The following is a 19030-nucleotide window of genomic DNA, read 5'->3' as shown; positions in this document are numbered from 1 at the left end:
CCCGGACCCAGCGCGTCAGGCGTCGGGCGCGACCGCGTCCGCCCAGCGCATCAGCTGCTTCGCGTCGCCCCTGCCGGTCAGGGCATAGGCCATGTCGCCCCGCTCCCAATAGGCGATCGTTTCGCCGGCGCGGCGAGCCACCAGCGGCGTGCCTTCGGCCGGCGTCTCGGCGCGGTCGGCGAACAGGGACAGCGCCTCGCCCTGGGGGGTGAGGACGCTCATCGCCACGGCGGGACTGCCGGGAGAGGGCACGAGCTGAACGTCGGTCACGCGCCAGTCTGCGGGCAGTTCGGGCAGGACTATGCCGGCCGACCGCTCGATTTCCTTCGGGTCGAAGCGGGCGCTTTCCACCTGGGATGGCATCGCCTGCCGGAGGAGGCCGGCACGGCGAGAGGCGGCGGCCTCGTCCAGGAAGCTGCTGGCCTGCGCGCTTTGCGGAAATTCGCCCAGCTCGCCGCGCGCTATCCAGCCCGTCGCGACCAGCGCGGCGATGGCGGCGGCGCGGCCCAGATGCCGCCAGGCGCGGCCATCCATATTGTCGTTGGCGACCGGCTGACTGGTGTCTCGGCGGCGGCCGACCAGCGTGCCCTTCGTTCCGTCCTTCATCAGGCGGAAGTCGATATGCGGCCAGCGCTGCCGCCAACGGCGCGCAACCAGCCGCTCGCCGGGACGGGCAGCGTCGTCCAGCAGCACGACGCCGCCGGGGGACAGGCGCGAAAAGAGGCTGTCGGCCGCGCCACGCACCAGCGGATGCACGCTCCAGGGCGGACCATCGATGATGATGAGGTCGATCTGGTCCGGCAGGCCGTCGACGGCATACCAGCGGCCCGGCCAGTCCGGGCTTTCCTGCGTCAGCGGGGCGTGGCGGATATCGACGTCGAGACCATGCTCCCCCAGCCATCGGCGCGTGGCATCGACGAAGCCGCCATGCTGGTCGAAGCTGTGCAGCCGCCCCCCGCCATGCAGTTGAAGCGCCCGCGCGGCGACCAGCGACGACGCGCCCGCTCCCAGTTCGACCACATGGGCCGGGCGCAGCCGGGCGATCTCGCGCACGATGTGGCGCAGGAAGCCGACATCGGCCTTCCAACTGCCAAGATGGGGCAGCGCGTCGTGCGGCAGGCCGAGTTCGTCCAGCAGCGCGCGCTTGTCCGCCGGGCGGCCCCCAGACAGGCTGGCGAGCAGCCAAGGCCAGCCGATCGCGCCGAAGCCGATCCTCCACGCGGTGTCGGACAGGCGGCGGGACAGGTCGCCCGTCGCCGCATGGGCTTCGCTGAGCGGGAGAAAGCCGGTAAGCTCGCGGGATGTCACTGGAAAAGACGCTCCTTGTCGTTGGCGGGGCTAGGCGACCGCCCCCGTTCACGCATATGTCGGCCCTTCATATGGTCAATTGATGACGCAGGGAACGCCGATGACCCGTATAATTTCCGCGACCGTCGAACGCTGGCCGGTCGCGGGCAGCTTCATCATCAGCCGCGGCGCGAAGACTCACGTCGATGTGGTCGTATGCACGGTGGGCGACGGCGTGCATCAGGGGCGGGGCGAGGGGACCGCCATCTATTATGAGGGCGAAAGCGCGGAAGGGTGCGTCGCCGCTCTTAACAGCTACAGCGGGCCGCTGGATCGGGAGGCGCTGCTGACCCACATGCCGCGCGGCGCGGCGCGCAATGCGCTGGACTGCGCGCTTTGGGATCTGGAGGCGAAGCGAGAGGGCGCGCCGGTCTGGCAATTGGCGGGCCTGAGCAAGCCCGAACCGCTGCCGACCGCCTTCACCATCAGCCTGGGCGAACCCGCCCGCATGGAGGCGGACGCGCGGGCGGCGGCGGGGCGCGGCTTCGGCCTGCTCAAATGCAAGCTGACCGGGGAGGGCGACCGGGACCGGGTCGCGGCGGTACGCGCGGGCGCGCCGGACGTGCGGCTGATCGTCGACGCCAATGAAAGCTGGCACGACCGCGACATCGCCGCGGAGGCGGCGGGCCTGGCGGCGCTGGGCGTCGAGATGGTGGAGCAGCCGATCCTTCACGGGCGCGAAGAGCGGCTGGCGGGGATCAGGGCGGCGGTGCCGCTCTGCGCCGACGAAAGCTGTCACACCCGCGCCGATCTCGATCGGCTGGGCGATTTCGACGCGGTGAACATCAAACTGGACAAGGCCGGCGGGCTGACGGAGGCGCTGGCGCTGGCGCGCGGGGCGCGGCAGCGGGGCTTCCGCATCATGGTCGGCTGCATGTTGGGTACGTCATTGGGGATCGCGCCCGCCGCGCTGGCGGCGCAGGGCGCGGACTGGATCGACCTGGACGGCGCGCTGCTGCTGGCGGAGGACCGGCCGGGCGGGCTGGCGATGGAAGGGGGCATGTTGCAGCCGGGTACGCTGTGGGGAACGGGTCAGTAACCCAGCGTCAGGCCGGCCGCATAATAGCCCGGTCCCGCATTGGCCTTCGCCCGCAGCTTGGGCAGCAGCGGCAGGGCTATGGTGGCATAGGGGCGCGTATCATCGCCGCTGAAGCGCACCCCTGCGCCAATGGTGGCGGACAGCGGGATGCTGTAGGCGGCCTCGATCCGGCCGTAGAGCTTGGCATCGCCATCGGCGAGATAGACGCCCGCGCCCGGCGTCAGGCTGAACCCCGCCAGCCCCAGCCGATAGCCCGCGCCGACTTCGGTTCCCCAATGGCCGTCCGCCCGGCCATAATTGACCTCCGCGCCCAATCCTTCGGCATGGGCGGCTACGGGCAGGCAAGTGGCGAGGACGGCGGCGGCGAGGAGGAAGGGCTTCATGCGCGTTGGGCTAAGCGTGCCGGACGCGCAGAGGCAAGGAAGGCGGGACGGGGCGAGTCGCGGATGCGGCGGGCTGCGCAGGTCAGAGGCTGCGATCGGGCCGGACGCCGCGTGCCACCTGATCGAAATGCAGATAGGCGTCGCTGAAACCGGCGGTGCTGCGCAACCCTTCCCAGTCGGGGATGCTGAGGTCGCGGCGGACCCGGCGAATGAGGCCGCGTTGCGCAAGCGATTTGAGCACGCGGTTCACATGCACCGTCGTCATGCCGGTCGCATCGCCGAGTTGCTCCTGCGTCAGCGGCAGGGTGAAGCCATCCGCCCGCGCCAACCCGGCAATCTCCAGCCGCCGGCCCAGTTCGCAGATGATGTGGGCGATGCGCGCCGTGCCGTCCCTGCGCCCGACATTGGCGATCCATTCCCGGAAGACCGATCCGTCGATCAGCGTATCCACCCACATGGCAAGTCCAAGGCGCGGATGGGACAGGACGAGATCGCGTATCGCCTGACGCGGGATGAAGGCCATGTCGCATCGGGTCAGCGCCTGCACGCTATGGTCCGCGATGTTGAGCAGTGTGCCTTCCAGATCGATGAAGTCGCCGACGATGTGGACACTGACGATCTGGCGCGCGCCGGCTTCCGTGACTTTCTGGCGGAAGGCGAACCCGCCCAGGATGACGCTGGCATAGTCGGGACGGTCGCCTTCGCGGACCATATAGACATTGGGCTCCACCATGCGGCGGTGGAGCGGCAGGGCAAGGAAGGCACCCCGGTCCGCGTCGTCCAGGGCGCCGCGCAGTTCCAGCTTGCGCAATATCTGGGAAAGAATGTGAGCGTGGGAAGTAGGCAACGGCGCTCTCCGCAACAGGGGCGGGGAGCAGGAAGGAACTCGCAGCCATAGACGACCAGCTTAGAACAGTTTCAGCGCGCCTGCCAGTCTGCGCGGGATGGCTGGCATTATCCCATGTCAGTCGCGCGCGGCATTGTGGCCGCGGTCAATGGCGTTCGACGTCGCGGACCGGCTGGACCTGCGGATAGGGCATGATCGCCTTGCCGTCCGGCGCGGCGGTGAAGCTGGTCTGGGTGGGATAGGCGAACTCGATCCCCTCGGCATTGAACCGCTTCCAGATGGCAAGGCCGATGCGGTGGCGCATGACGAAATAGTCATGATGGTCGGGGTCTGGCACGTCGAAATTCAGCTGATAGTCGAGGCTGCTGGCACCGAAGGCGACGATGCCGCAATTGACGAAGATCAGCCCTTCGGCTTCCACCACTTCCCGCAGCATCTCAGGGATTGCCTCTGCCTTGTTCTCCGGCGTCTGGTAGACGATGCCGATGGCGTAGGTGACGCGGCGCTGGACCAGCGTCTGGAGGCTGGTGATCTCCTTCTGCAGCAGGTTGGCGTTGGAAATGACCTTCTTCTCGCCGCTCATCGCGCGCAGGCGGGTGCTCTTGAGGCCGATCTTTTCCACGCGGGCGGTGGTCTGGTCGTAAGTGATGACCTCGCCCCGGCGAAAGGGCTTGTCGAAGATGATCGACAGCGCGGCGAACAGGTCGGAGAAAATGCCCTGCGCGGCGAGGCCGATCGCGATGCCGCCGATGCCCAGGCCCGCGACCAGGCCGGTGACGTTGACGCCCAGATTGTCGAGCACGACGATCGCGGCGATGGCGAACAGCGCGAAGCTGACCAGCACGCGGATGAGGCCCATGGCGTTGGCCAGCGTCTCGCCCCCGCCATCCTCCGCCAGCGTCTTCCGCTCGATAAGGCCGAGGATGATCTCCCGCGCCCAGAGCGCGGCCTGCAACACGGTCGCGATGGTGAAGAGGAAGGCGACCGTGCGATAGAGCGACGGCGGTGCGTCGGCATAGCCCACGACCAGCCGGGCCGCGACCATGACCATGAAATAATGGGTGGTCCGCGCCGCCGCGCGGCTCAAGACCTGGGCATAGCCCAGCGGATCGCCGCGCGTGCCGCGATGCCGCTTGCCCAGTTCGCGCAGCGCCGCGAGCGCGAGATAGATGAGCACACCCGCGCCGATCGCGATCAGGATCGAGAGATAATGGACCTGAAACCAGGCGATGGTCGAATCCCACATCTCGCGCAGATTGGGCGCGTCGACCTTGATCGCGGGGAGGGCTGGATCTTTCTTGTCGGCCATGGGTGGACCTATTGGACCAGATCAGGCCGCGACCGCAAGCGGGGTGCAATCGGCGACCGCGTCGAGGAAGGCGATGAGCCCCCGCTCCTCCCGCGAGAGGTAGCGGGTGCGGCGGGGCAGCCGAAGCCCTGCGCGCCATTCGTCCTGCCCGTCATGACACAGTGCGATCAGCGCGGGGTGGACATAGCTTTTGCGGCTGATCGCCGGCGTATTGCCCAGCGCCTGCGCCACCGGCTCCAGCAATTGCTTGAGCGTGACATGCCCCGCCGCCAATGTCTCGAAGGCGATGGCGGTCGCCCCCCATGTGCGGAAATGCTTGGCGGTGAAGGGGCCGCCCATGGCCTGCGCGATATAGGCGTTGACGTCGCTGGAGGTGATGGGGCGGGGTTCCCCATCTTCGTCCAGATATTGGAACAGGTGCTGGCCGGGCAGATCCTGCACCTGCCGCACGAAGCGGAGCAGGCGCGCATCGGTGATCGTCTGCTGCTGTTCCTTGCCCGACTTGGCGCGGAAGCGCAGGGTCAGCGAGCGGCCGTTGAGGTCGATGTGGCGGCGGCGCAGCGTGGTCGCGCCGAAGCTCTTGTTGGTGGTGGCATAATGTTCGTTGCCGACACGCAGCTTCGCAAGGTCGAGCAGGCGCACGACGGCGGCGACGGTGCGGTCCTTGCGCAAGCCGCGTTTCGACAGGTCGCTTTCCAGCCGGGCGCGCAGTTTGGGCAGGGCACGGCCGAAATCGGGGCAGCCGGCATATTTTTCCGCCTCCCGCGCGGCGCGGAAATCGGGATGGTAGCGATATTGGCGGCGGTTTCGGTCGTCATAACCGACCGCCTGGATATGCCCCCAAGGCGAAGGGCAGAACCAGCAGTCGCGATAGGCGGGGGGCAGCGCGATGCGGTTCAGCCGCTCGATCTCTTCCCGGTCGGTGATGCGTTTGCCATCGGGATCAAAATAGGCCCACCCGCGCTTCAGGGCGCGTCGCGTGATGCCGGGAATGCTGTGGTCCGCATGGGTGACGGTCTGTTGGGGCATGTCTGTCCTTCTCATGCCCGAAAACCCGCCGTTCATCGCTTCGTTCCGCAACCTTGGGCCGGTCAGGGCCGTTAGAGGGCCTTCCGCTTAACCCAGGAGAGTTGCCATGCCGTCCATCGAGAAAAGCCGTGTCCTGATCCTTGCCACCGACGGGTTCGAGCAGTCCGAACTGTTCGAGCCGCGCGAAAAGCTGATCGAGGCGGGCGCGACCGTCACGCTCGCGTCGCCGGGGACCGATCCGATCCAGGGCATGGAGCATGACGAGAAGGGCGATACGATCACGCCCGACATCACGCTGGATCAGGTGGATATCGAACAATATGACGGCCTGCTGCTGCCCGGCGGGGTGGCCAACCCCGACACATTGCGCACGCAGGACAAGGCGGTCGAGATCGTGCGCAACTTCACCCTGTCCGGCAAGCCCGTCGCGGCGATCTGCCACGGGCCATGGCTGCTGGTGGAGGCCGATGTGGTGGACGGGCGGACGGTGACGTCATGGCCTTCGGTCCGCACCGACCTGGCCAATGCGGGCGCCAGCGTGGTCGACCGTGAGGTGGTTGTGGACGGGAACCTCATCACCAGCCGCAAGCCGGATGACATTCCTGCCTTCGTCGACGCGTTCAGGACAGCCCTGGCCGACGTAGCCACAGCGGACGCCTGACCCACAGGCGCGCGTCGCCGTCCATGCGCCAGGGCATCGGGCGGCGGCGTAGCGTCGAGAGATGCGCGAGTGCGAGCGTTGCGCAGACGAGTCCGGCCGGCCAGGCATAGGGAAGCGTGGCTGGAAGCAGCAGCGGCAGGAGCAGGGCGGCACCTAGCCCCGCCGTCGAAAGGCCTAGCGCGCGCGGTTCGCCATCGGGGCCGCGCAGCCAGAACAGGCAGGCGAGTATCCCGGTGGAGAAGGCAAGCGCATGGGCGACTACGCCCGCCTGGACATGGGCGAGAGCGGGGACGGCGGCGACCAGCAATGCGCCGATGGCCGAACGCGGCAGTTTGCAGAGCGCATGGGTGCTGAACGGATAGATCAGCAATTCACCGGCCAGCGCCGCCGACAGGATCGCCCCCATCTGATCCGCATCTCCGGCGATAAGGGCGACGGTCGCGAGCGCCGCCCATCGCGTCAGGCGGAGCGGGGCCATGCGGATATGGCTGATCCACGACGGGGCGCCGCGCGGCGCGCGCCGGCGGTCGGCAAGACGCAGGTGGAAGCCGCCGAGCAGGAACAGGGCGCTCAGCAGGGCGGGCGACAGGCCCGGCCCGATCAGAGGCGAGCCGAGCAACAGGCCCAGTAGCAGGCCGTGGGCAAGGCAGAGCGCGCGCATCTCTCCCGTCATGCAGGCAGCCCGTTCTGCGCGGTCAGCGCTGCGGCAAGCTGTTCCCGCGCGGCCGCCTTTCGCCGGCGGGTGAGATAGGTATCCAGCCCGATCTGCAGCGCCAGCATCATGAAGATGAAGGGCTGATAGGCGATGCCTACGAACAGTGACCCGATCATATAGACGATGTGCCCCTGCTGCAGCGCGAGCGCATAGGGCGCGATCCAGGCTTCGTCCGGCTTGTCCGACCGCCGCCAGGCACGGCGGATCATTTCGGTGCGGATGAAGCAGATGCCGTGGATCAGCGCCCAGATGAAGAAGCCGAAATAGCCCTGTTCGCCCAGCATTTCGAAATAGGCGCTGTGATAGGCGCGGCCCCGGTCGGTAACGATGCGGCGCTCGATCCGCGCGCCGCCCGAATCGACGATGGTTTCCTGCGTGAAATAGCTGAAGCTGTTCTGGAGATAATTGTCGAAGCCGCCGCCAGCGGGGTGCGTCTTCACATAGTCGAGCGTCCACATCCACACCGCGACGCGGGTGGAGGCGCTTTCGTCGCCCTGATGGTTTTCGATCGTCTGCATCCGCTGCGTGAAGCTGGCAGGCAGGAAGGGGATGGAGACAAGCGCGCCGAGCAGGAGCAGGGGGCCGTAGACGAACTTGCGCTTCGACCGGAGCAGCATCATGCCCGCCAGGATGACGAGGCAGACGAGGCCGGTGCGCGCTTCGGTGCCGATGGGCATCAGCATGCAGGCGAAGCAGAGGCACCAGGCGAATCCCTTCACGCGCCAGTCCGGCGGGAAGATGGTGCCGTGCTGCGTCAGCCACAGGATCAGCGGGATCAGCGAGATGGCGACGCAGGAGATGATGGAGCCTTCGTACAGGCCGCTGTTATTCTCCACCATCAGGTTGAGCACGCCATAGCCGCCGCCCGACAGCGCCGTCTTCATGCCGCCGTTGATGATGATGGTGCTGGCGCACAGGATCATGAACAGGGTCAGCGCCTCTATCCGAAGGCGCGTGCGCAGCACCAGCGGCAGGAAGATGCCGGCGATGATCGCCTTCCACACCCAGTTCCATTTGGTGAGCGCCTCGACCGGGAAGTCTGCGTGGAGCGTGGTGTAGCCGCACCAGGCGACCAGCACGAGCATGAGGCCTTGGCGGACCGAGAAGCGGCAGTCCTTCTTGTCGTCCAGCACCAGCCATGATCCCACCATCAGCGCGAAGGCAATGGCCGAGATCGGGATGGAATTGAGCAGGACGTAGGACAGCCGCTGCGGCGAGACGATGTCGATATAGGCGTAGAGCGCGACCAGCAGGAAGGGGCGGCGCAGTCCCATGAGGCCGAATAGCCCCAGGAAGGCGAGGAAGAAGAGGTCACGCATTGGCGCGGTCCTCTTGGCGCGCGGGCGATTCGCCGGGATCGGGATCGCGGTCCAGATCCGCGCGCGGCAACAGCTTCCACGCGGCGAGCAGGATGACGCCATGGCTGATGAGGAGGGAAAGGGCGTCGATCATCGGGGGAAGGGGAATCCGCTATGCACGGTCATCCTCCTAGCCCCACAGAGTTTATGGGCCGTTAAACCTTTTCCGGCAGACACAGCGGGCTATGACTCGCATTCTCCATGTGCTGGACCACAGCCTGCCGCTGCACAGCGGCTATACCTTCCGGACCCGGGCGATCCTGCGCGCGCAGATGGCCAGGGGCTGGGACGTGCGCGGCATCACCGGCTATCGCCACATCGCGGACGGTCCGCTGGAGGAGGTGGTGGACGGCATTCGTTTCCACCGCACCCCCGGCCAGCCGGCCGAGGGCAATCCCCTGATTCGCGAATGGCGCGACATTTCCGCCCATGCCGACGCGATCGACGCACTGGTGCGGCAATGGCGGCCGGACGTCATCCACGCCCATTCTCCGGTGCTGAACGCCATGGCCGCGCAAAAGGCGGCGAAGCGGCATGGCCTGCCCCTGATCTACGAGATCCGCGCCTTCTGGGAGGATGCGTCGGTCGGCAACGGGACGGGGACGGAAGGAAGCCCGCGCTACTGGCTGACGCGCCAGCTCGAAACCCATGCGGTGCGCCAGGCTGATGCGGTCGCCGTCATCTGCGAAGGACTGCGCAGCGACCTGATCGCGCGCGGCATCGACCCCGACAAGATCATCGTGTCGCCCAACGGCGTCGATCTCGACCAGTTCGGCGATCCAGTGCCGCGCGATCCCGCGCTGACGGCGAAGCTGGGGCTGGAGGGTGCCGACGTCGTCGGATTCATCGGCAGCTTCTATGATTATGAGGGGCTGGACGACCTGATCGCCGCCCTGCCGCGACTCGTGCGGGCGCGGCCGCGGGCCAAGCTGCTGCTGGTGGGCGGCGGGCCCATGGAGCAGGCGCTGCGCGACCAGGCGATGGCGTCGCCCTTCGCCGACCATATCGGCTTCGTCGGCCGGGTGCCGCACGATCAGGTCGAACATTATTATGCGCAGGTCGACGTGCTGGCCTATCCGCGCAAGGCGATGCGGCTCACCGACCTGGTGACGCCGCTGAAACCGCTGGAGGCGATGGCCCAGGGGCGGCTGGTCGCTGCATCCGCCGTGGGCGGGCATCGCGAACTGATCGAGGATGGCGTCACTGGCACGCTGTTCGCGCCGGACGATCCCAAGGCGCTGGCTGCGGCGCTCGCCGGCCTGTTCGCTGATCGGGCCATGTGGGACGAACGCCGGATCCAGGCGCGGCGCTTCGTCGAGCGCGAGCGTAACTGGTCGTCAAACATTCTGCGTTACGAACCCGTTTACCAGCGTCTGCTGGCGCGCGGATCGGCCGCGCGGCGGGCGGCCTGAAGGGAATGATCGAAGGATATGAACGGGTCGGACCGGGGCAGGAAAACGGCGGAGCATCGGCGCGGCCGTGTCGCGGCCTTCGCCGCGCTCGCCACGGCGCTCGCCATGTTGTGGATGCCGGTCGGCCTCATCGAAACGGTGGTGGCGTCGAGCGGCGTCAGCGAAGCGGTGCCGGCAGCGGCTCCGCCGCTGGGCATGACGGCGCGGCTGACGCTGGCGGCCTTCGTCGGCCTGATGGCGGCCGGCGTGACGCAATGGATGGCGCGCGCGCCCGTGGACGCGCCGCATGAGGAAGAGGAAGAAGCGCGCGTAAGTCGCGCCAAGGGAGCAAAGACGATGGGTTTCGCATTTTCCAAGCTGACTGCCCTGGCGCGGGGGCGCGCTGCGCCTGTCGTCAGCCACGACGCGCCGTCGCTGCGCCGGGCCGACGCGCATCCCGACGCCCCGCCACGCCCGCCCATCTTCGCCAGCCGCGACTTTGACGGCCTGGAGATTTTCGCCCGACCGGACAGCGGCCGCGCGCCGGTCCCGGCGGTTCGCGACGATAAGGCCGAAGTGGCCGAGGCGGTCGAACAGCCCGCCGCCGGTCCCGCCTTCCTGCGGCCTGCCTTGGCCACGCCGGCCGTGGACATGGACGAGGCGGAGGTGACTCGCGAACCGATACTGGAAGAGGCGCAGCCATGGACGCCGCAAGCGTCCGTGCCTGTCGAAGAGCCGCTCACGCCGCTGCCCTTGCGGATGCCGACCCATGATCTGTCGGTCCGGGAGTTGACGGAACGGCTGGAACGCGGCCTTGCCATGCGAGCCCGCACCGCGACTGCACCATCGCGCGAAGGCGGCGTCATCGCGGACATGCCCCCCGCCCGCCGGGTGCCGGTGCGCGATCGGGTCGCGCCCGACACCGACGAGGCGTTGCGGGCCGCGCTGGGCGCGCTACGCTCAATGGCCGGCGGGCGCTGATCCGTCACCAGTCCTGAATGGTGAGCGCCGACAGGTGCAGCATGACGCCTTCCGCGTCCGGCTGACTGAGGTCGACGCTTATGTCCGCGACGAAATGGCCCGGCAGGGTCCATTCCGCCTCGCCGATGCCCTGTGTGAAGGCGGCAGCGCGGCTGGCGAAATCGACGCCGCTGATCCGCAGGCGCACCAGATGGCGGCGCCCGTCGAACAGGGCGCTGGCCCAGGGGCGACTCGTTGCCTGCTCGACCGTGGTCATGCCGTCGGCGCGCGCGACCAGCTGATCCAGCAGGCGGGGCAGCGGGTCGGCCGGTTCTTTTCCTATTCCTTTGCTTCGGACGATTTTTGTCGGCTCGAAGGCGTGCACGGCGCTTGTCATTGGCTCATGCTCCTGCGATATGTGTTCATGAAATGTTCTATACGTCTTTTCACGCGGTCCCCCGGTTGACGGCCCAGGCGCAGGTCAAAGACCAGGCGCGGGTCGCGCGCGCATTCGCGGCCGAAACGCGTGGGTGGCATGTGGAACTCCCGCAAGAATCGCTCGATGGCGGTCAGCATGTGCGTCCTTCTCCTCCGAATGGCCGACTCGCCCGGTGCGAATCGATAGGGTTATTCCTATCTCACTGGCAATTTCCTACTTGTCTAGGAAAATTCCTGTCCCTATGGATGTGTCATGGATGAATCGCAGCATGCGCGTGTCGCACTCGACCGGCTGATTGCCGAGCGGGGCGAAAACTACGCCGACCTTTCCCGGCTGATCGGGCGCAACGCCGCCTATATTCAGCAGTTCATCAAGCGCGGAACGCCGCGCAAGCTGGACGAGTCGGACCGGCGGGTGCTGGCGCGCTATTTCGGCGTACCCGAAACCATGCTGGGCGGCATGGACGAGGCTGCGGGGCAACCCGCGCGCACGCGCGGCCTGCCGGCGGTGGTGGCGGTCCCGCGGCTGGCGCTGGGAGCATCCGCCGGCGTCGGCTCGCTGGACGATGACGAACGGGCGGCGGGCGTGATGGCGTTCGACGCGCGCTGGCTGCGCTATCTGGGGGTGCGGCCGCAGCGCGTGTCGATCATCCGCGTCGATGGCGAATCCATGGCGCCGACGCTGAACGATGGCGATGACATCATGGTCGATCATGACGACGCGGCGGAACGGCTGCGCGATGGCGTCTATGTGCTGCGCCTGGACGGCGTGCTGATGGTGAAGCGTGTCGCCTTGGGGCCGATGCGCGGCCATTTCAGCGTATTGAGCGACAACAGCCATTATCCCGACTGGACGGATATCGATCCGGGCCTGGTCGATATCGTCGGGCGGGTGGTCTGGACCGGGCGGCGCTTGAACTGATCGGCTTTCCTCTTCATCTGGAAGGGATGATGGCAGGAGTGCGCAGCGCGTGAACGATAATGGCGCGGTAATCGAGAAGGCGATCCAGTGGCGCGGCGCGCCCATGGCGCTGGCAACGGTAGTGTCCACCTGGGGGTCCGCGCCGCGGCCTCGGGGCAGCCACATGATCGTGCATCAGGACGGCCGGTTCGAAGGCAGCATCTCGGGCGGCTGCGTCGAAACCGACGTGCTGCAACGCGCGGCGGAAGTGATCGCCGGGCGGCCTTCGCACGTGGAAACCTATGGCGTGGCCGATGGCGATGCATGGCAGGTCGGGTTGCCCTGCGGCGGCGAGATCGCGGTGATGGTGCAACCGGTCAGCGAGGCCGGCTTCCCGCCCGCATTGTTTGAGCGGATCGCGCAGGAAAGCGCGCGCGGCCGCGCCCTGACGCTGGCGACGGACCTTGGGACGGGCGTCACGCGGGAAAGCGCCGGCGAAGGGGACTTCCTCAACCGCTACGACCCGCCCCGTCGCCTGCTGATCGTGGGCGCGGTGCAGATCGCGCAAAGCCTGGCGCCGCTCGCCCAGGCGATCGGGGTGACCCCGGTGGTGATCGATCCGCGCGGCCGCTTCCTGACGGAAGAGCGGTTTCCGGGCGTGGAACTGGACGACCGCTGGCCCGACGAGGCGGTGGCGGCCCGCCATCCCGGCGAACCCACGGCGGTCGTGACTCTCAGCCACGACATCAAGATCGACGATCCCGCGCTGATGGCGGCGCTTCGCGCGCCGACCGGTTATATCGCCGCGCTTGGGTCGCGCAGAAGCCATGCCGCGCGGTTGGAGCGTCTGGCGGCGCAGGGATTTTCCGCCCACGATCTTGCCCGGATCGATGGTCCGGCCGGGCTGGACATCGGGGCGACCGGCGCGGCGGAGATCGCCCTGTCGATCACGGCGGGCATGGTCGCGGGCTTCAACGCCCGGCGATGAAAAGGTCCGCCCTCCGCCGCAAGGGAAGGGCGGAGGGCGCATCCCTGGAAGCTGTCGGGCACCGAAGGACTGCCGCGGCGTAGCAAGCCGACAGGAAACAGCAATACCCAATTTAAGGGATTTGTAAATTTTTCAGTCGTAAAATTAAAATCCGTTGTAATATAATTGCCAAATCAGCAGCAGCGTCCGCCCCCTTTGCCGCCATAGCGCGCTTGCTGCCGGTCCCGAAAAAACTGCGTGCGGTCCATCACCGGTTGGCCGGGATGGTGGGCCATCATATGGCGCACATAGGCATCATAGTCCGGCACGCCAACCATGGATCGTGCCATCCGGCGCAAAATGTGAAGCCATTCCATCATGATAGCGTGCTCATCCCAGCGGGGATTTCCTGCGCGGTCGCATGACCGACGCGACGCGCGGCCAGACAGGTCCGGATCGTGAAGAAGAGGAGCGACAGCACCACGGCCAGGAATAGCGCCACCAGCGCGGCGTCGACGCGGTCGTTGAAGATGATCTGCCGCATCTGCGCCATGGATTTTGCGGGCGCCACTATCTCACCCCTGTCCGCCGCGCCCTCGAATCGGGCGGCATGGGCGATGAAGCCGACCTTGGGATCGGTGGAATGGAGCTTGAGCCAGCCCGCGGACAGCGTGCAGACGAGCAGCCATGTGGCCGGCAGCATCGTCACCCAGGCGAAGCGGTCCCGCTTCATGCGGAAGAGGACGGCCGTCCCCAGCATCAGCGCGATGGCGGCCAGCATCTGGTTGGAGATGCCGAACACCGGCCAGAGCGTGTTCACCCCGCCCAGCGGATCGGTGACGCCCTGATAGAGGAAGAAGCCCCACGCCGCGACGGTCAGGGCCGTAGCGACGAAGCCGGGCCACTGGCGCGCGCTGTCCTTGAAGGGTGGTACGGCCAGCGCGATCAGATCCTGCAGCATGAAGCGCCCGGCGCGGGTGCCGGCGTCCACGGCGGTCAGGATGAACAGCGCCTCGAACAGGATGGCGAAATGATACCAGAAGGCCTTCATCGCCGGCCCACCGACGACATGGCTGAAGATTTCCGCCATCGCGACCGCCAGCGTCGGCGCGCCGCCCGCGCGGCTGATGATCGTATGTTCGCCCACGTCCTTGGCCGTTTGTGCGATCAGGTCGGGCGAGATTGGGAAGCCCATGGCGGTGACGGCGGCGGACGCGCTCGCCGCGTCGGTGCCGATCAGCGCGGCGGGACTGTTCATCGTGAAATAGATGCCGGGATCGAGGATCGACGCGCCCACCAGCGCCATGATCGCCACGAACGCTTCCATCAGCATCGCGCCATAGCCGATCAGCGGGGCGTCGGCTTCGCTGGCGATCAGCTTGGGCGTGGTGCCGCTGGCGATCAGGGCATGGAAGCCCGACACGGCTCCACAAGCGATGGTGATGAAGAGGAAGGGGAAAAGTCCGCCCGCCCAGACCGGGCCGTTGCCGTTCACGAAGGGGGTGACGGCGTGCATCTTCAAGGGCGGGGCCATGATGACGATGCCGATCGCGAGCGCCGCGATCGCGCCGATCTTGAGGAAGGTCGAGAGATAGTCGCGCGGCGCCAGCAGCAGCCAGACGGGGAGGACGGAGGCGACCGCGCCATAGCCGATCAGGATCCAGCAAAGCCGGACCGGCGTGAAGGTGAAGGCCGGCCCCCAGACGGGCGAGGCGGCGACCGCCTGCCCATAGACGATCGCGGCGAGCAGGCCGACCAGGCCGAGCAAGGATACTTCGCCGATGCGGCCCGGCCTGATCCAGCGCGTGTAAGCACCCATCGCAATCGCGAGCGGCACGGTGGCGGCGACGGTGAACATGCCCCAGGGGCTTTCGGCCAGCGCCTTGACCACGATCAATGCCAGCACCGCCAGGATGATGACCATGATCATGAAGGCCCCGAACAGCGCGATGGCGCCGGCCGCCTGCCCCATTTCCATGCGGATGAGTTCGCCCAGCGACTTGCCGTCGCGGCGCATGGAGATGAAGAGGACCATGAAGTCCTGCACCGCGCCGGCCAGCACGACGCCGGCGATGATCCAGAACGTGCCGGGCAGATAGCCCATCTGCGCCGCGAGCACCGGTCCCACCAGCGGCCCCGCACCTGCGATCGCCGCGAAATGATGGCCGAACAGCACGGTGCGGTCGGTCGCGACATAGTCAAGCCCGTCGGCGCGGCGGATGGCCGGCGTCGGCCGCGCGGGATCGAGCCGCATCACATGGCGCGCAATGAACAGCGCATAATAGCGGTAGGCGACCAGGAAACAGCTGACCGCCGCGACCACGATCCAGAGCGCGTTCACATTCTCCCCGCGCGAAATCGCCAATACCGCGAGCGCCACCGCGCCGACGATCGCCGTCAATATCCAGGGCAGGTGTCGGATCATGTCGCCTCACTAGATGCTGGAAGACCTGGCCCCGAACGGCCGTGCACGGCCGAGCAGATGGCCAGCTCCGAAATTAGCTCGGTTGTCACCCTAAGCCGCCCGACCCGAAAGACAACCGCTCGCCCCGTCAAAACGGAACGCAACCCGCCCGCCGCCCGTTGCTTCCTTCCCGCCGCAACCAGAGTGCCCGATGACCTGCGATCCAACCGCCTTCGATCCGCCGCCAGAGGCGAAGCAATTCTATGCCGACAGCCTTAGGGAACTGGTGTCGTCCGGCATCCCGTTCATGCTGTCGGGCACCTATGCGCTCGGCTGCCACACGGGCATAGTTCGCCCGACCAAGGATCTGGACGTGTTCTGCAAGGCGGGCGACGCGCCCCGCATCCTCGCCCATTTCCGGCATCTGGGCCATGAGGTCGAGTTCGAGGACGAGCGCTGGATCGGCAAGGTGTGGAAGGACGGTAATTTCTTCGACGTCATCTACAACATCTCCTCGGCCAGCCTGCCGGTGACGGAGGAATGGTTCCGCGACGCGTCCCACGCCGATGTCTATGGCATCCGCGTGCGCATCACGCCGCCGACCGAATTCATCCTGTCGAAGATATTCATCCAGGATCGCTATCGCTATGATGGCGCGGATGTCGCGCACATGATCCTGAAACAGCATGAGGCGATCGACTGGCAGAAGCTGCTCGATGCGGTGGAGCTGCACTGGGAGGTGCTGCTCATCCACCTGCTCAACTTCCGCTTCATCTATCCGACCGAGCGGCATTGCATCCCGCTCTGGCTGTTCGAGGAACTGCTGGGCCGGTTGCAGACGCGGGCCGAATTGCCGGTGCCCAATATCCGCGTATGCAGGGGCAGGCTGCTCTCTCCACGCGACTATCTGGTCGACATCACCGAATGGGGCTTCGCCGACGTGGTCGGCAAGGGACTGGAGGAAAGCCATGATCGCAACAAGTGAGAACGCAGCGAGGTTTGGCCCACCGGGCAGCCTGACCGTCGCCGCCATCGGCGACCTGCATGTGACCGACCAGCAGGAGCATAAATATCGCGATCTGTTCGCTGAAATTTCCGACAAGGCCGATGTGCTGGCGCTGTGCGGCGACCTCACCAATTTCGGCAAGACGCGCGAGGCGGAGATATTGGCGGAGGATCTGCGCGCCTGTTCCATTCCCATCGTCGCCGTGCTGGGCAATCACGACCATGAATGCGGCCAGCCCGAGGAAGTGGCCCGCATCCTGAACTGCGCGGGGGTCACCGTGCTGGACGAGCAGGCGGTCGAGATAAAGGGGGTGGGCTTTGCGGGGGTCAAGGGTTTCGTCGGCGGCTTCGGCCGGGGCGAGCTGGGCGCGTTCGGAGAGCGCGCCATCAAGGGTTTCGTCGAGGAATCCATCAACGAGGCGCGCAAGCTGGAAAATGCGCTGCGCACGCTGCGTACCGAGCGCGTGGTGGCGGTGCTTCACTATGCGCCGATTGCCCAGACGGTGGAAGGGGAACCGGCGGAAATCTTCCCCTTTCTGGGGTCATCGCGCCTTGCAGACGCGATCGACCGTTTTGACAATGTGCGCTTCGCGGTCCATGGCCATGCCCATCGCGGCACCTTCGAGGGGAAGACGCCGCGCGGCGTGCCGGTCTATAACTGCGCGCAGTTCGTGGTGTCGGAACAGTTCGGCCGGCCCTATGCGCTGATCGCGGTATAGATGCAGGCGCGCGGCGGCAGGCTTGGGAGCATGGATGTGAGAGATCGGCGGACACGGGGTTTCACCCTTTCATGGACGATGCTCTCGCCCGTTCCGTTGCTCCTCTCCGCCTGCGTCGGGCCGCCGGCCGACAGGGCCGCGCCCGCGCCCGCGCCTGCTCGGGCCACGCCCCAACCCGCGCGTCCGGCTCCACCGCCCGCGTCTGTCGCTGAACAGGCAAGCGATGCTGGCCTCACGGAATGGCAATATCGTCCGGTCGTGCCCGGTTCCTGGACCTATCGGGTGGAAGGGAATGGTTCGGTGGCGACCTTCGGGTCCGGGGCTGAGACCGTCACGCTTCGGTGCGATCGGGCCAGCCGGCGGATCAGCCTTGGACGGGCGGCATCGGGGCAGGCGTTGGGCAATGCCAATGCGATCACGCTGCGCACCAGCTATGGCGCGGTTGTCTGGCCCGCAACCTTCATGGGCGGGGCGTCGCCGCAAATGGTCGCCACGCGGACGGCATCCGACGCGGTTCTGGATCAACTGGCCTATAGCCGCGGCAAATTCGCGCTGGAAAGCGCCGGTCAGCCTGCGCTGATCCTGCCCGCTTGGGCGGAAATCGGTCGAGTGATCGAGGATTGTCGCGGCTGAGCCGTTTCGCTGCGCTTCGCGGACGCGAAAGTATGATTCGAAAAAAGAAAATTACAAGCCTTGATCGCCGCCTGCGTCTGATTCACTATGATGTCGTGGCCGAACAAAGGCTTGAAACCGGCGACGGCCACGCGGGCTTCAACATAGCGAAAGGAGGTGATCCGATGTCTCATGGTTCAGCAATGGGGTCGGTCAAGTCCATTCGGGGAATGCGCCGCTGAGCGACGCCGCTGCGTCGATCCTTTCCATGACGATGACGATGTGAGAGCCGGCACACAGGCCGTCGCTCGTCGCAGGACAGGATAGCGCGAACAGACATTCTCCTTGGGCGGCACTTCCGGCCGCTGACCATGTCAATGATGGGCCGTCGGGGCTTTCGCACCCGGCGGCCCCTCTCATTTTTTGGGAGGTGGGAGCGTGGTGCGTGCCTGTCGGCTGATATTCCCTCTCCTCCTTTGGGAGAGGTAGCGAGACTTGCTGAGCGAAGCGAAGTTAGTCGCAGCTAGGAGAGAGGGATCGACGCACCGCCCCCTCTTCCAACTCCGCCTAATTCGCTCCGCTCATAAGGCTCCTTATCCTTCTCCCCCGAGGGGAGAAGGGCTACCGCGCTGCGCCGAACATTAGGGCGCAACGGCCACACGAAGCCGCTAAGACTTTCCGCCCTTCGCCTTGTCCCACGCGCGGGCGGCGGTGTAGCCGAGATAGCCGGTGCCAAAGAGCGCGTAGAGCGGTTCGGGCAGGGCATTGAGATAGGCGCGCATCGCTGCGGTGATCGCCGCCGCCAGCGCCGGCCGCCATCCGCCGAGCAGGCCGACGGGGATCGACCAGAGCAGCAGCGCATAGATGAGGTAGAGGAAGGCGGGACGGGCGCGCCGCGTCCACGGGTCGCTTTCGTCCGGCGGGTCGGGTGGAGGGATGGCCATC

At 66.8% G+C, this 19030-nt stretch carries 23 protein-coding genes; 10 read left to right on the top strand and 13 right to left on the bottom strand.

What is annotated here, in order from left to right; all coding sequences use genetic code 11:
* Positions 1 to 15: 15 nt before the first annotated feature.
* Positions 16 to 1308, bottom strand: a complete 1293-nt coding sequence (locus tag ACFQ24_RS18875; protein WP_380914043.1) for a class I SAM-dependent methyltransferase — start codon at positions 1306 to 1308, stop codon at positions 16 to 18.
* Between the two features lie 100 nt (positions 1309 to 1408).
* On the opposite strand from ACFQ24_RS18875, the gene dgcA reads away from it, so the two are divergent.
* On the top strand, positions 1409 to 2386 hold the full coding sequence (gene dgcA, locus ACFQ24_RS18870) for an N-acetyl-D-Glu racemase DgcA (protein ID WP_380914042.1): 978 nt from the start codon (positions 1409 to 1411) through the stop codon (positions 2384 to 2386).
* Here dgcA and ACFQ24_RS18865 read toward each other — a convergent pair.
* From ACFQ24_RS18865 to ACFQ24_RS18850, 4 genes are all read right to left on the bottom strand, one after another.
* Positions 2380 to 2769 carry a hypothetical protein gene (locus ACFQ24_RS18865; RefSeq protein ID WP_380914040.1) on the bottom strand — a complete coding sequence of 130 codons (390 nt, stop codon included), beginning with the start codon at positions 2767 to 2769 and terminating at the stop codon, positions 2380 to 2382. The two genes, dgcA and ACFQ24_RS18865, sit on opposite strands and share 7 nt — an antisense overlap.
* An 82-nt stretch (positions 2770 to 2851) precedes the next feature.
* A complete protein-coding gene (locus ACFQ24_RS18860; RefSeq protein ID WP_380914038.1) occupies positions 2852 to 3616 on the bottom strand; it encodes a Crp/Fnr family transcriptional regulator in 765 nt (254 codons plus the stop codon).
* Between the two features lie 145 nt (positions 3617 to 3761).
* The gene (locus tag ACFQ24_RS18855) at positions 3762 to 4925 is read right to left on the bottom strand and encodes a mechanosensitive ion channel family protein (protein WP_380914036.1); all 1164 of its coding nucleotides are present in this window, start codon (positions 4923 to 4925) and stop codon (positions 3762 to 3764) included.
* A 21-nt stretch (positions 4926 to 4946) separates the two neighbouring features.
* Positions 4947 to 5954: a DNA topoisomerase IB gene (locus ACFQ24_RS18850; protein WP_380914034.1), complete on the bottom strand. Its 1008-nt coding sequence runs from the start codon at positions 5952 to 5954 to the stop codon at positions 4947 to 4949.
* Between the two features lie 106 nt (positions 5955 to 6060).
* Here ACFQ24_RS18850 and ACFQ24_RS18845 point away from each other — a divergent pair, with 106 nt between their 5' ends.
* Positions 6061 to 6615 carry a type 1 glutamine amidotransferase domain-containing protein gene (locus tag ACFQ24_RS18845; protein ID WP_380914032.1) on the top strand — a complete coding sequence of 185 codons (555 nt, stop codon included), beginning with the start codon at positions 6061 to 6063 and terminating at the stop codon, positions 6613 to 6615.
* Here ACFQ24_RS18845 and ACFQ24_RS18840 read toward each other — a convergent pair.
* Genes ACFQ24_RS18840 through ACFQ24_RS18830 form a run of 3 tightly spaced genes read right to left on the bottom strand, consistent with a single transcriptional unit; the run spans position 6575 to position 8782 of the window.
* Entirely contained in the window at positions 6575 to 7288 is a 714-nt protein-coding gene (locus tag ACFQ24_RS18840) for a hypothetical protein (protein ID WP_380914030.1), read from the bottom strand. The genes ACFQ24_RS18845 and ACFQ24_RS18840 overlap by 41 nt on opposite strands.
* The gene (locus tag ACFQ24_RS18835; protein ID WP_380914028.1) at positions 7285 to 8649 is read right to left on the bottom strand and encodes a putative O-glycosylation ligase, exosortase A system-associated; all 1365 of its coding nucleotides are present in this window, start codon (positions 8647 to 8649) and stop codon (positions 7285 to 7287) included. Before ACFQ24_RS18835 ends, ACFQ24_RS18840 begins: the two co-directional genes overlap by 4 nt.
* Positions 8642 to 8782, bottom strand: a complete 141-nt coding sequence (locus ACFQ24_RS18830) for a hypothetical protein (protein WP_380914026.1) — start codon at positions 8780 to 8782, stop codon at positions 8642 to 8644. The genes ACFQ24_RS18835 and ACFQ24_RS18830 overlap by 8 nt, the downstream gene beginning before the upstream one ends.
* A gap of 91 nt (positions 8783 to 8873) precedes the next feature.
* Between ACFQ24_RS18830 and ACFQ24_RS18825 the strand changes: the two genes are divergently transcribed.
* Together ACFQ24_RS18825 and ACFQ24_RS18820 are read left to right on the top strand one after the other, a co-directional pair.
* Positions 8874 to 10100 (top strand): TIGR04063 family PEP-CTERM/XrtA system glycosyltransferase, encoded by a 1227-nt coding sequence (locus ACFQ24_RS18825; protein ID WP_380914024.1) that lies wholly within the window; start codon positions 8874 to 8876, stop codon positions 10098 to 10100.
* A gap of 18 nt (positions 10101 to 10118) precedes the next feature.
* Positions 10119 to 11060, top strand: a complete 942-nt coding sequence (locus tag ACFQ24_RS18820) for a hypothetical protein (protein ID WP_380914023.1) — start codon at positions 10119 to 10121, stop codon at positions 11058 to 11060.
* 4 nt (positions 11061 to 11064) lie between these two features.
* Here ACFQ24_RS18820 and ACFQ24_RS18815 read toward each other — a convergent pair whose 3' ends face one another.
* Positions 11065 to 11436 carry a hypothetical protein gene (locus tag ACFQ24_RS18815; RefSeq protein WP_380914021.1) on the bottom strand — a complete coding sequence of 124 codons (372 nt, stop codon included), beginning with the start codon at positions 11434 to 11436 and terminating at the stop codon, positions 11065 to 11067.
* Positions 11433 to 11615: a hypothetical protein gene (locus tag ACFQ24_RS18810; RefSeq protein WP_380914019.1), complete on the bottom strand. Its 183-nt coding sequence runs from the start codon at positions 11613 to 11615 to the stop codon at positions 11433 to 11435. The genes ACFQ24_RS18815 and ACFQ24_RS18810 overlap by 4 nt, the downstream gene beginning before the upstream one ends.
* Positions 11616 to 11730: 115 nt before the next feature.
* Between ACFQ24_RS18810 and ACFQ24_RS18805 the strand changes: the two genes are divergently transcribed.
* Both ACFQ24_RS18805 and ACFQ24_RS18800 read left to right on the top strand, forming a co-directional pair.
* On the top strand, positions 11731 to 12399 hold the full coding sequence (locus tag ACFQ24_RS18805; RefSeq protein ID WP_380914017.1) for a S24 family peptidase: 669 nt from the start codon (positions 11731 to 11733) through the stop codon (positions 12397 to 12399).
* Positions 12400 to 12448: 49 nt separating this feature from the next.
* Positions 12449 to 13366, top strand: a complete 918-nt coding sequence (locus ACFQ24_RS18800; protein ID WP_380914015.1) for an XdhC family protein — start codon at positions 12449 to 12451, stop codon at positions 13364 to 13366.
* Positions 13367 to 13539: 173 nt separating this feature from the next.
* Here ACFQ24_RS18800 and ACFQ24_RS18795 read toward each other — a convergent pair whose 3' ends face one another.
* Positions 13540 to 13725, bottom strand: a complete 186-nt coding sequence (locus ACFQ24_RS18795; RefSeq protein WP_380914013.1) for a YbdD/YjiX family protein — start codon at positions 13723 to 13725, stop codon at positions 13540 to 13542.
* Positions 13722 to 15770 carry a carbon starvation CstA family protein gene (locus ACFQ24_RS18790; RefSeq protein ID WP_380914011.1) on the bottom strand — a complete coding sequence of 683 codons (2049 nt, stop codon included), beginning with the start codon at positions 15768 to 15770 and terminating at the stop codon, positions 13722 to 13724. The genes ACFQ24_RS18795 and ACFQ24_RS18790 overlap by 4 nt, the downstream gene beginning before the upstream one ends.
* 190 nt (positions 15771 to 15960) lie before the next feature.
* Here ACFQ24_RS18790 and ACFQ24_RS18785 point away from each other — a divergent pair, with 190 nt between their 5' ends.
* The 4 genes from ACFQ24_RS18785 to ACFQ24_RS18770 are packed head-to-tail and all read left to right on the top strand — an operon-like array spanning position 15961 to position 18327.
* On the top strand, positions 15961 to 16734 hold the full coding sequence (locus ACFQ24_RS18785) for a nucleotidyltransferase (protein WP_380914009.1): 774 nt from the start codon (positions 15961 to 15963) through the stop codon (positions 16732 to 16734).
* Entirely contained in the window at positions 16718 to 17473 is a 756-nt protein-coding gene (locus tag ACFQ24_RS18780; RefSeq protein ID WP_380914007.1) for a metallophosphoesterase family protein, read from the top strand. Before ACFQ24_RS18785 ends, ACFQ24_RS18780 begins: the two co-directional genes overlap by 17 nt.
* Before the next feature lie 30 nt (positions 17474 to 17503).
* Positions 17504 to 18106 (top strand): hypothetical protein, encoded by a 603-nt coding sequence (locus ACFQ24_RS18775; RefSeq protein ID WP_380914005.1) that lies wholly within the window; start codon positions 17504 to 17506, stop codon positions 18104 to 18106.
* Positions 18107 to 18138: 32 nt separating this feature from the next.
* A complete protein-coding gene (locus tag ACFQ24_RS18770; RefSeq protein WP_380914003.1) occupies positions 18139 to 18327 on the top strand; it encodes a hypothetical protein in 189 nt (62 codons plus the stop codon).
* 426 nt (positions 18328 to 18753) lie between these two features.
* Here ACFQ24_RS18770 and ACFQ24_RS18765 read toward each other — a convergent pair whose 3' ends face one another.
* Entirely contained in the window at positions 18754 to 19029 is a 276-nt protein-coding gene (locus ACFQ24_RS18765; RefSeq protein WP_380914001.1) for a 3TM-type holin, read from the bottom strand.
* Position 19030: the final 1 nt, after the last annotated feature.

The sequence above is a fragment of the Sphingobium olei genome, assembly GCF_042678845.1.
GTDB classification, from domain to species: domain Bacteria; phylum Pseudomonadota; class Alphaproteobacteria; order Sphingomonadales; family Sphingomonadaceae; genus Sphingobium; species Sphingobium olei.
This window is presented reverse-complemented; position numbering and strand designations above follow the sequence as displayed.

Bases quoted from the DNA above. Each gene is read 5' to 3' on its own strand.
- dgcA (WP_380914042.1), top strand. From the start codon at position 1,409: ATGACCCGTATAATTTCCGCGACCGTCGAACGCTGGCCGGTCGCGGGC.
- ACFQ24_RS18865 (WP_380914040.1), bottom strand. From the start codon at position 2,769: ATGAAGCCCTTCCTCCTCGCCGCCGCCGTCCTCGCCACTTGCCTGCCC.
- ACFQ24_RS18855 (WP_380914036.1), bottom strand. From the start codon at position 4,925: ATGGCCGACAAGAAAGATCCAGCCCTCCCCGCGATCAAGGTCGACGCG.
- ACFQ24_RS18850 (WP_380914034.1), bottom strand. From the start codon at position 5,954: ATGCCCCAACAGACCGTCACCCATGCGGACCACAGCATTCCCGGCATC.
- ACFQ24_RS18845 (WP_380914032.1), top strand. From the start codon at position 6,061: ATGCCGTCCATCGAGAAAAGCCGTGTCCTGATCCTTGCCACCGACGGG.
- ACFQ24_RS18840 (WP_380914030.1), bottom strand. From the start codon at position 7,288: ATGACGGGAGAGATGCGCGCGCTCTGCCTTGCCCACGGCCTGCTACTG.
- ACFQ24_RS18835 (WP_380914028.1), bottom strand. From the start codon at position 8,649: ATGCGTGACCTCTTCTTCCTCGCCTTCCTGGGGCTATTCGGCCTCATG.
- ACFQ24_RS18830 (WP_380914026.1), bottom strand. From the start codon at position 8,782: ATGATCGACGCCCTTTCCCTCCTCATCAGCCATGGCGTCATCCTGCTC.
- ACFQ24_RS18825 (WP_380914024.1), top strand. From the start codon at position 8,874: ATGACTCGCATTCTCCATGTGCTGGACCACAGCCTGCCGCTGCACAGC.
- ACFQ24_RS18820 (WP_380914023.1), top strand. From the start codon at position 10,119: ATGAACGGGTCGGACCGGGGCAGGAAAACGGCGGAGCATCGGCGCGGC.
- ACFQ24_RS18815 (WP_380914021.1), bottom strand. From the start codon at position 11,436: ATGACAAGCGCCGTGCACGCCTTCGAGCCGACAAAAATCGTCCGAAGC.
- ACFQ24_RS18810 (WP_380914019.1), bottom strand. From the start codon at position 11,615: ATGCTGACCGCCATCGAGCGATTCTTGCGGGAGTTCCACATGCCACCC.
- ACFQ24_RS18805 (WP_380914017.1), top strand. From the start codon at position 11,731: ATGGATGAATCGCAGCATGCGCGTGTCGCACTCGACCGGCTGATTGCC.
- ACFQ24_RS18795 (WP_380914013.1), bottom strand. From the start codon at position 13,725: ATGATGGAATGGCTTCACATTTTGCGCCGGATGGCACGATCCATGGTT.
- ACFQ24_RS18790 (WP_380914011.1), bottom strand. From the start codon at position 15,770: ATGATCCGACACCTGCCCTGGATATTGACGGCGATCGTCGGCGCGGTG.
- ACFQ24_RS18785 (WP_380914009.1), top strand. From the start codon at position 15,961: ATGACCTGCGATCCAACCGCCTTCGATCCGCCGCCAGAGGCGAAGCAA.
- ACFQ24_RS18780 (WP_380914007.1), top strand. From the start codon at position 16,718: ATGATCGCAACAAGTGAGAACGCAGCGAGGTTTGGCCCACCGGGCAGC.
- ACFQ24_RS18775 (WP_380914005.1), top strand. From the start codon at position 17,504: ATGGATGTGAGAGATCGGCGGACACGGGGTTTCACCCTTTCATGGACG.
- ACFQ24_RS18770 (WP_380914003.1), top strand. From the start codon at position 18,139: ATGATTCGAAAAAAGAAAATTACAAGCCTTGATCGCCGCCTGCGTCTG.
- ACFQ24_RS18765 (WP_380914001.1), bottom strand. From the start codon at position 19,029: ATGGCCATCCCTCCACCCGACCCGCCGGACGAAAGCGACCCGTGGACG.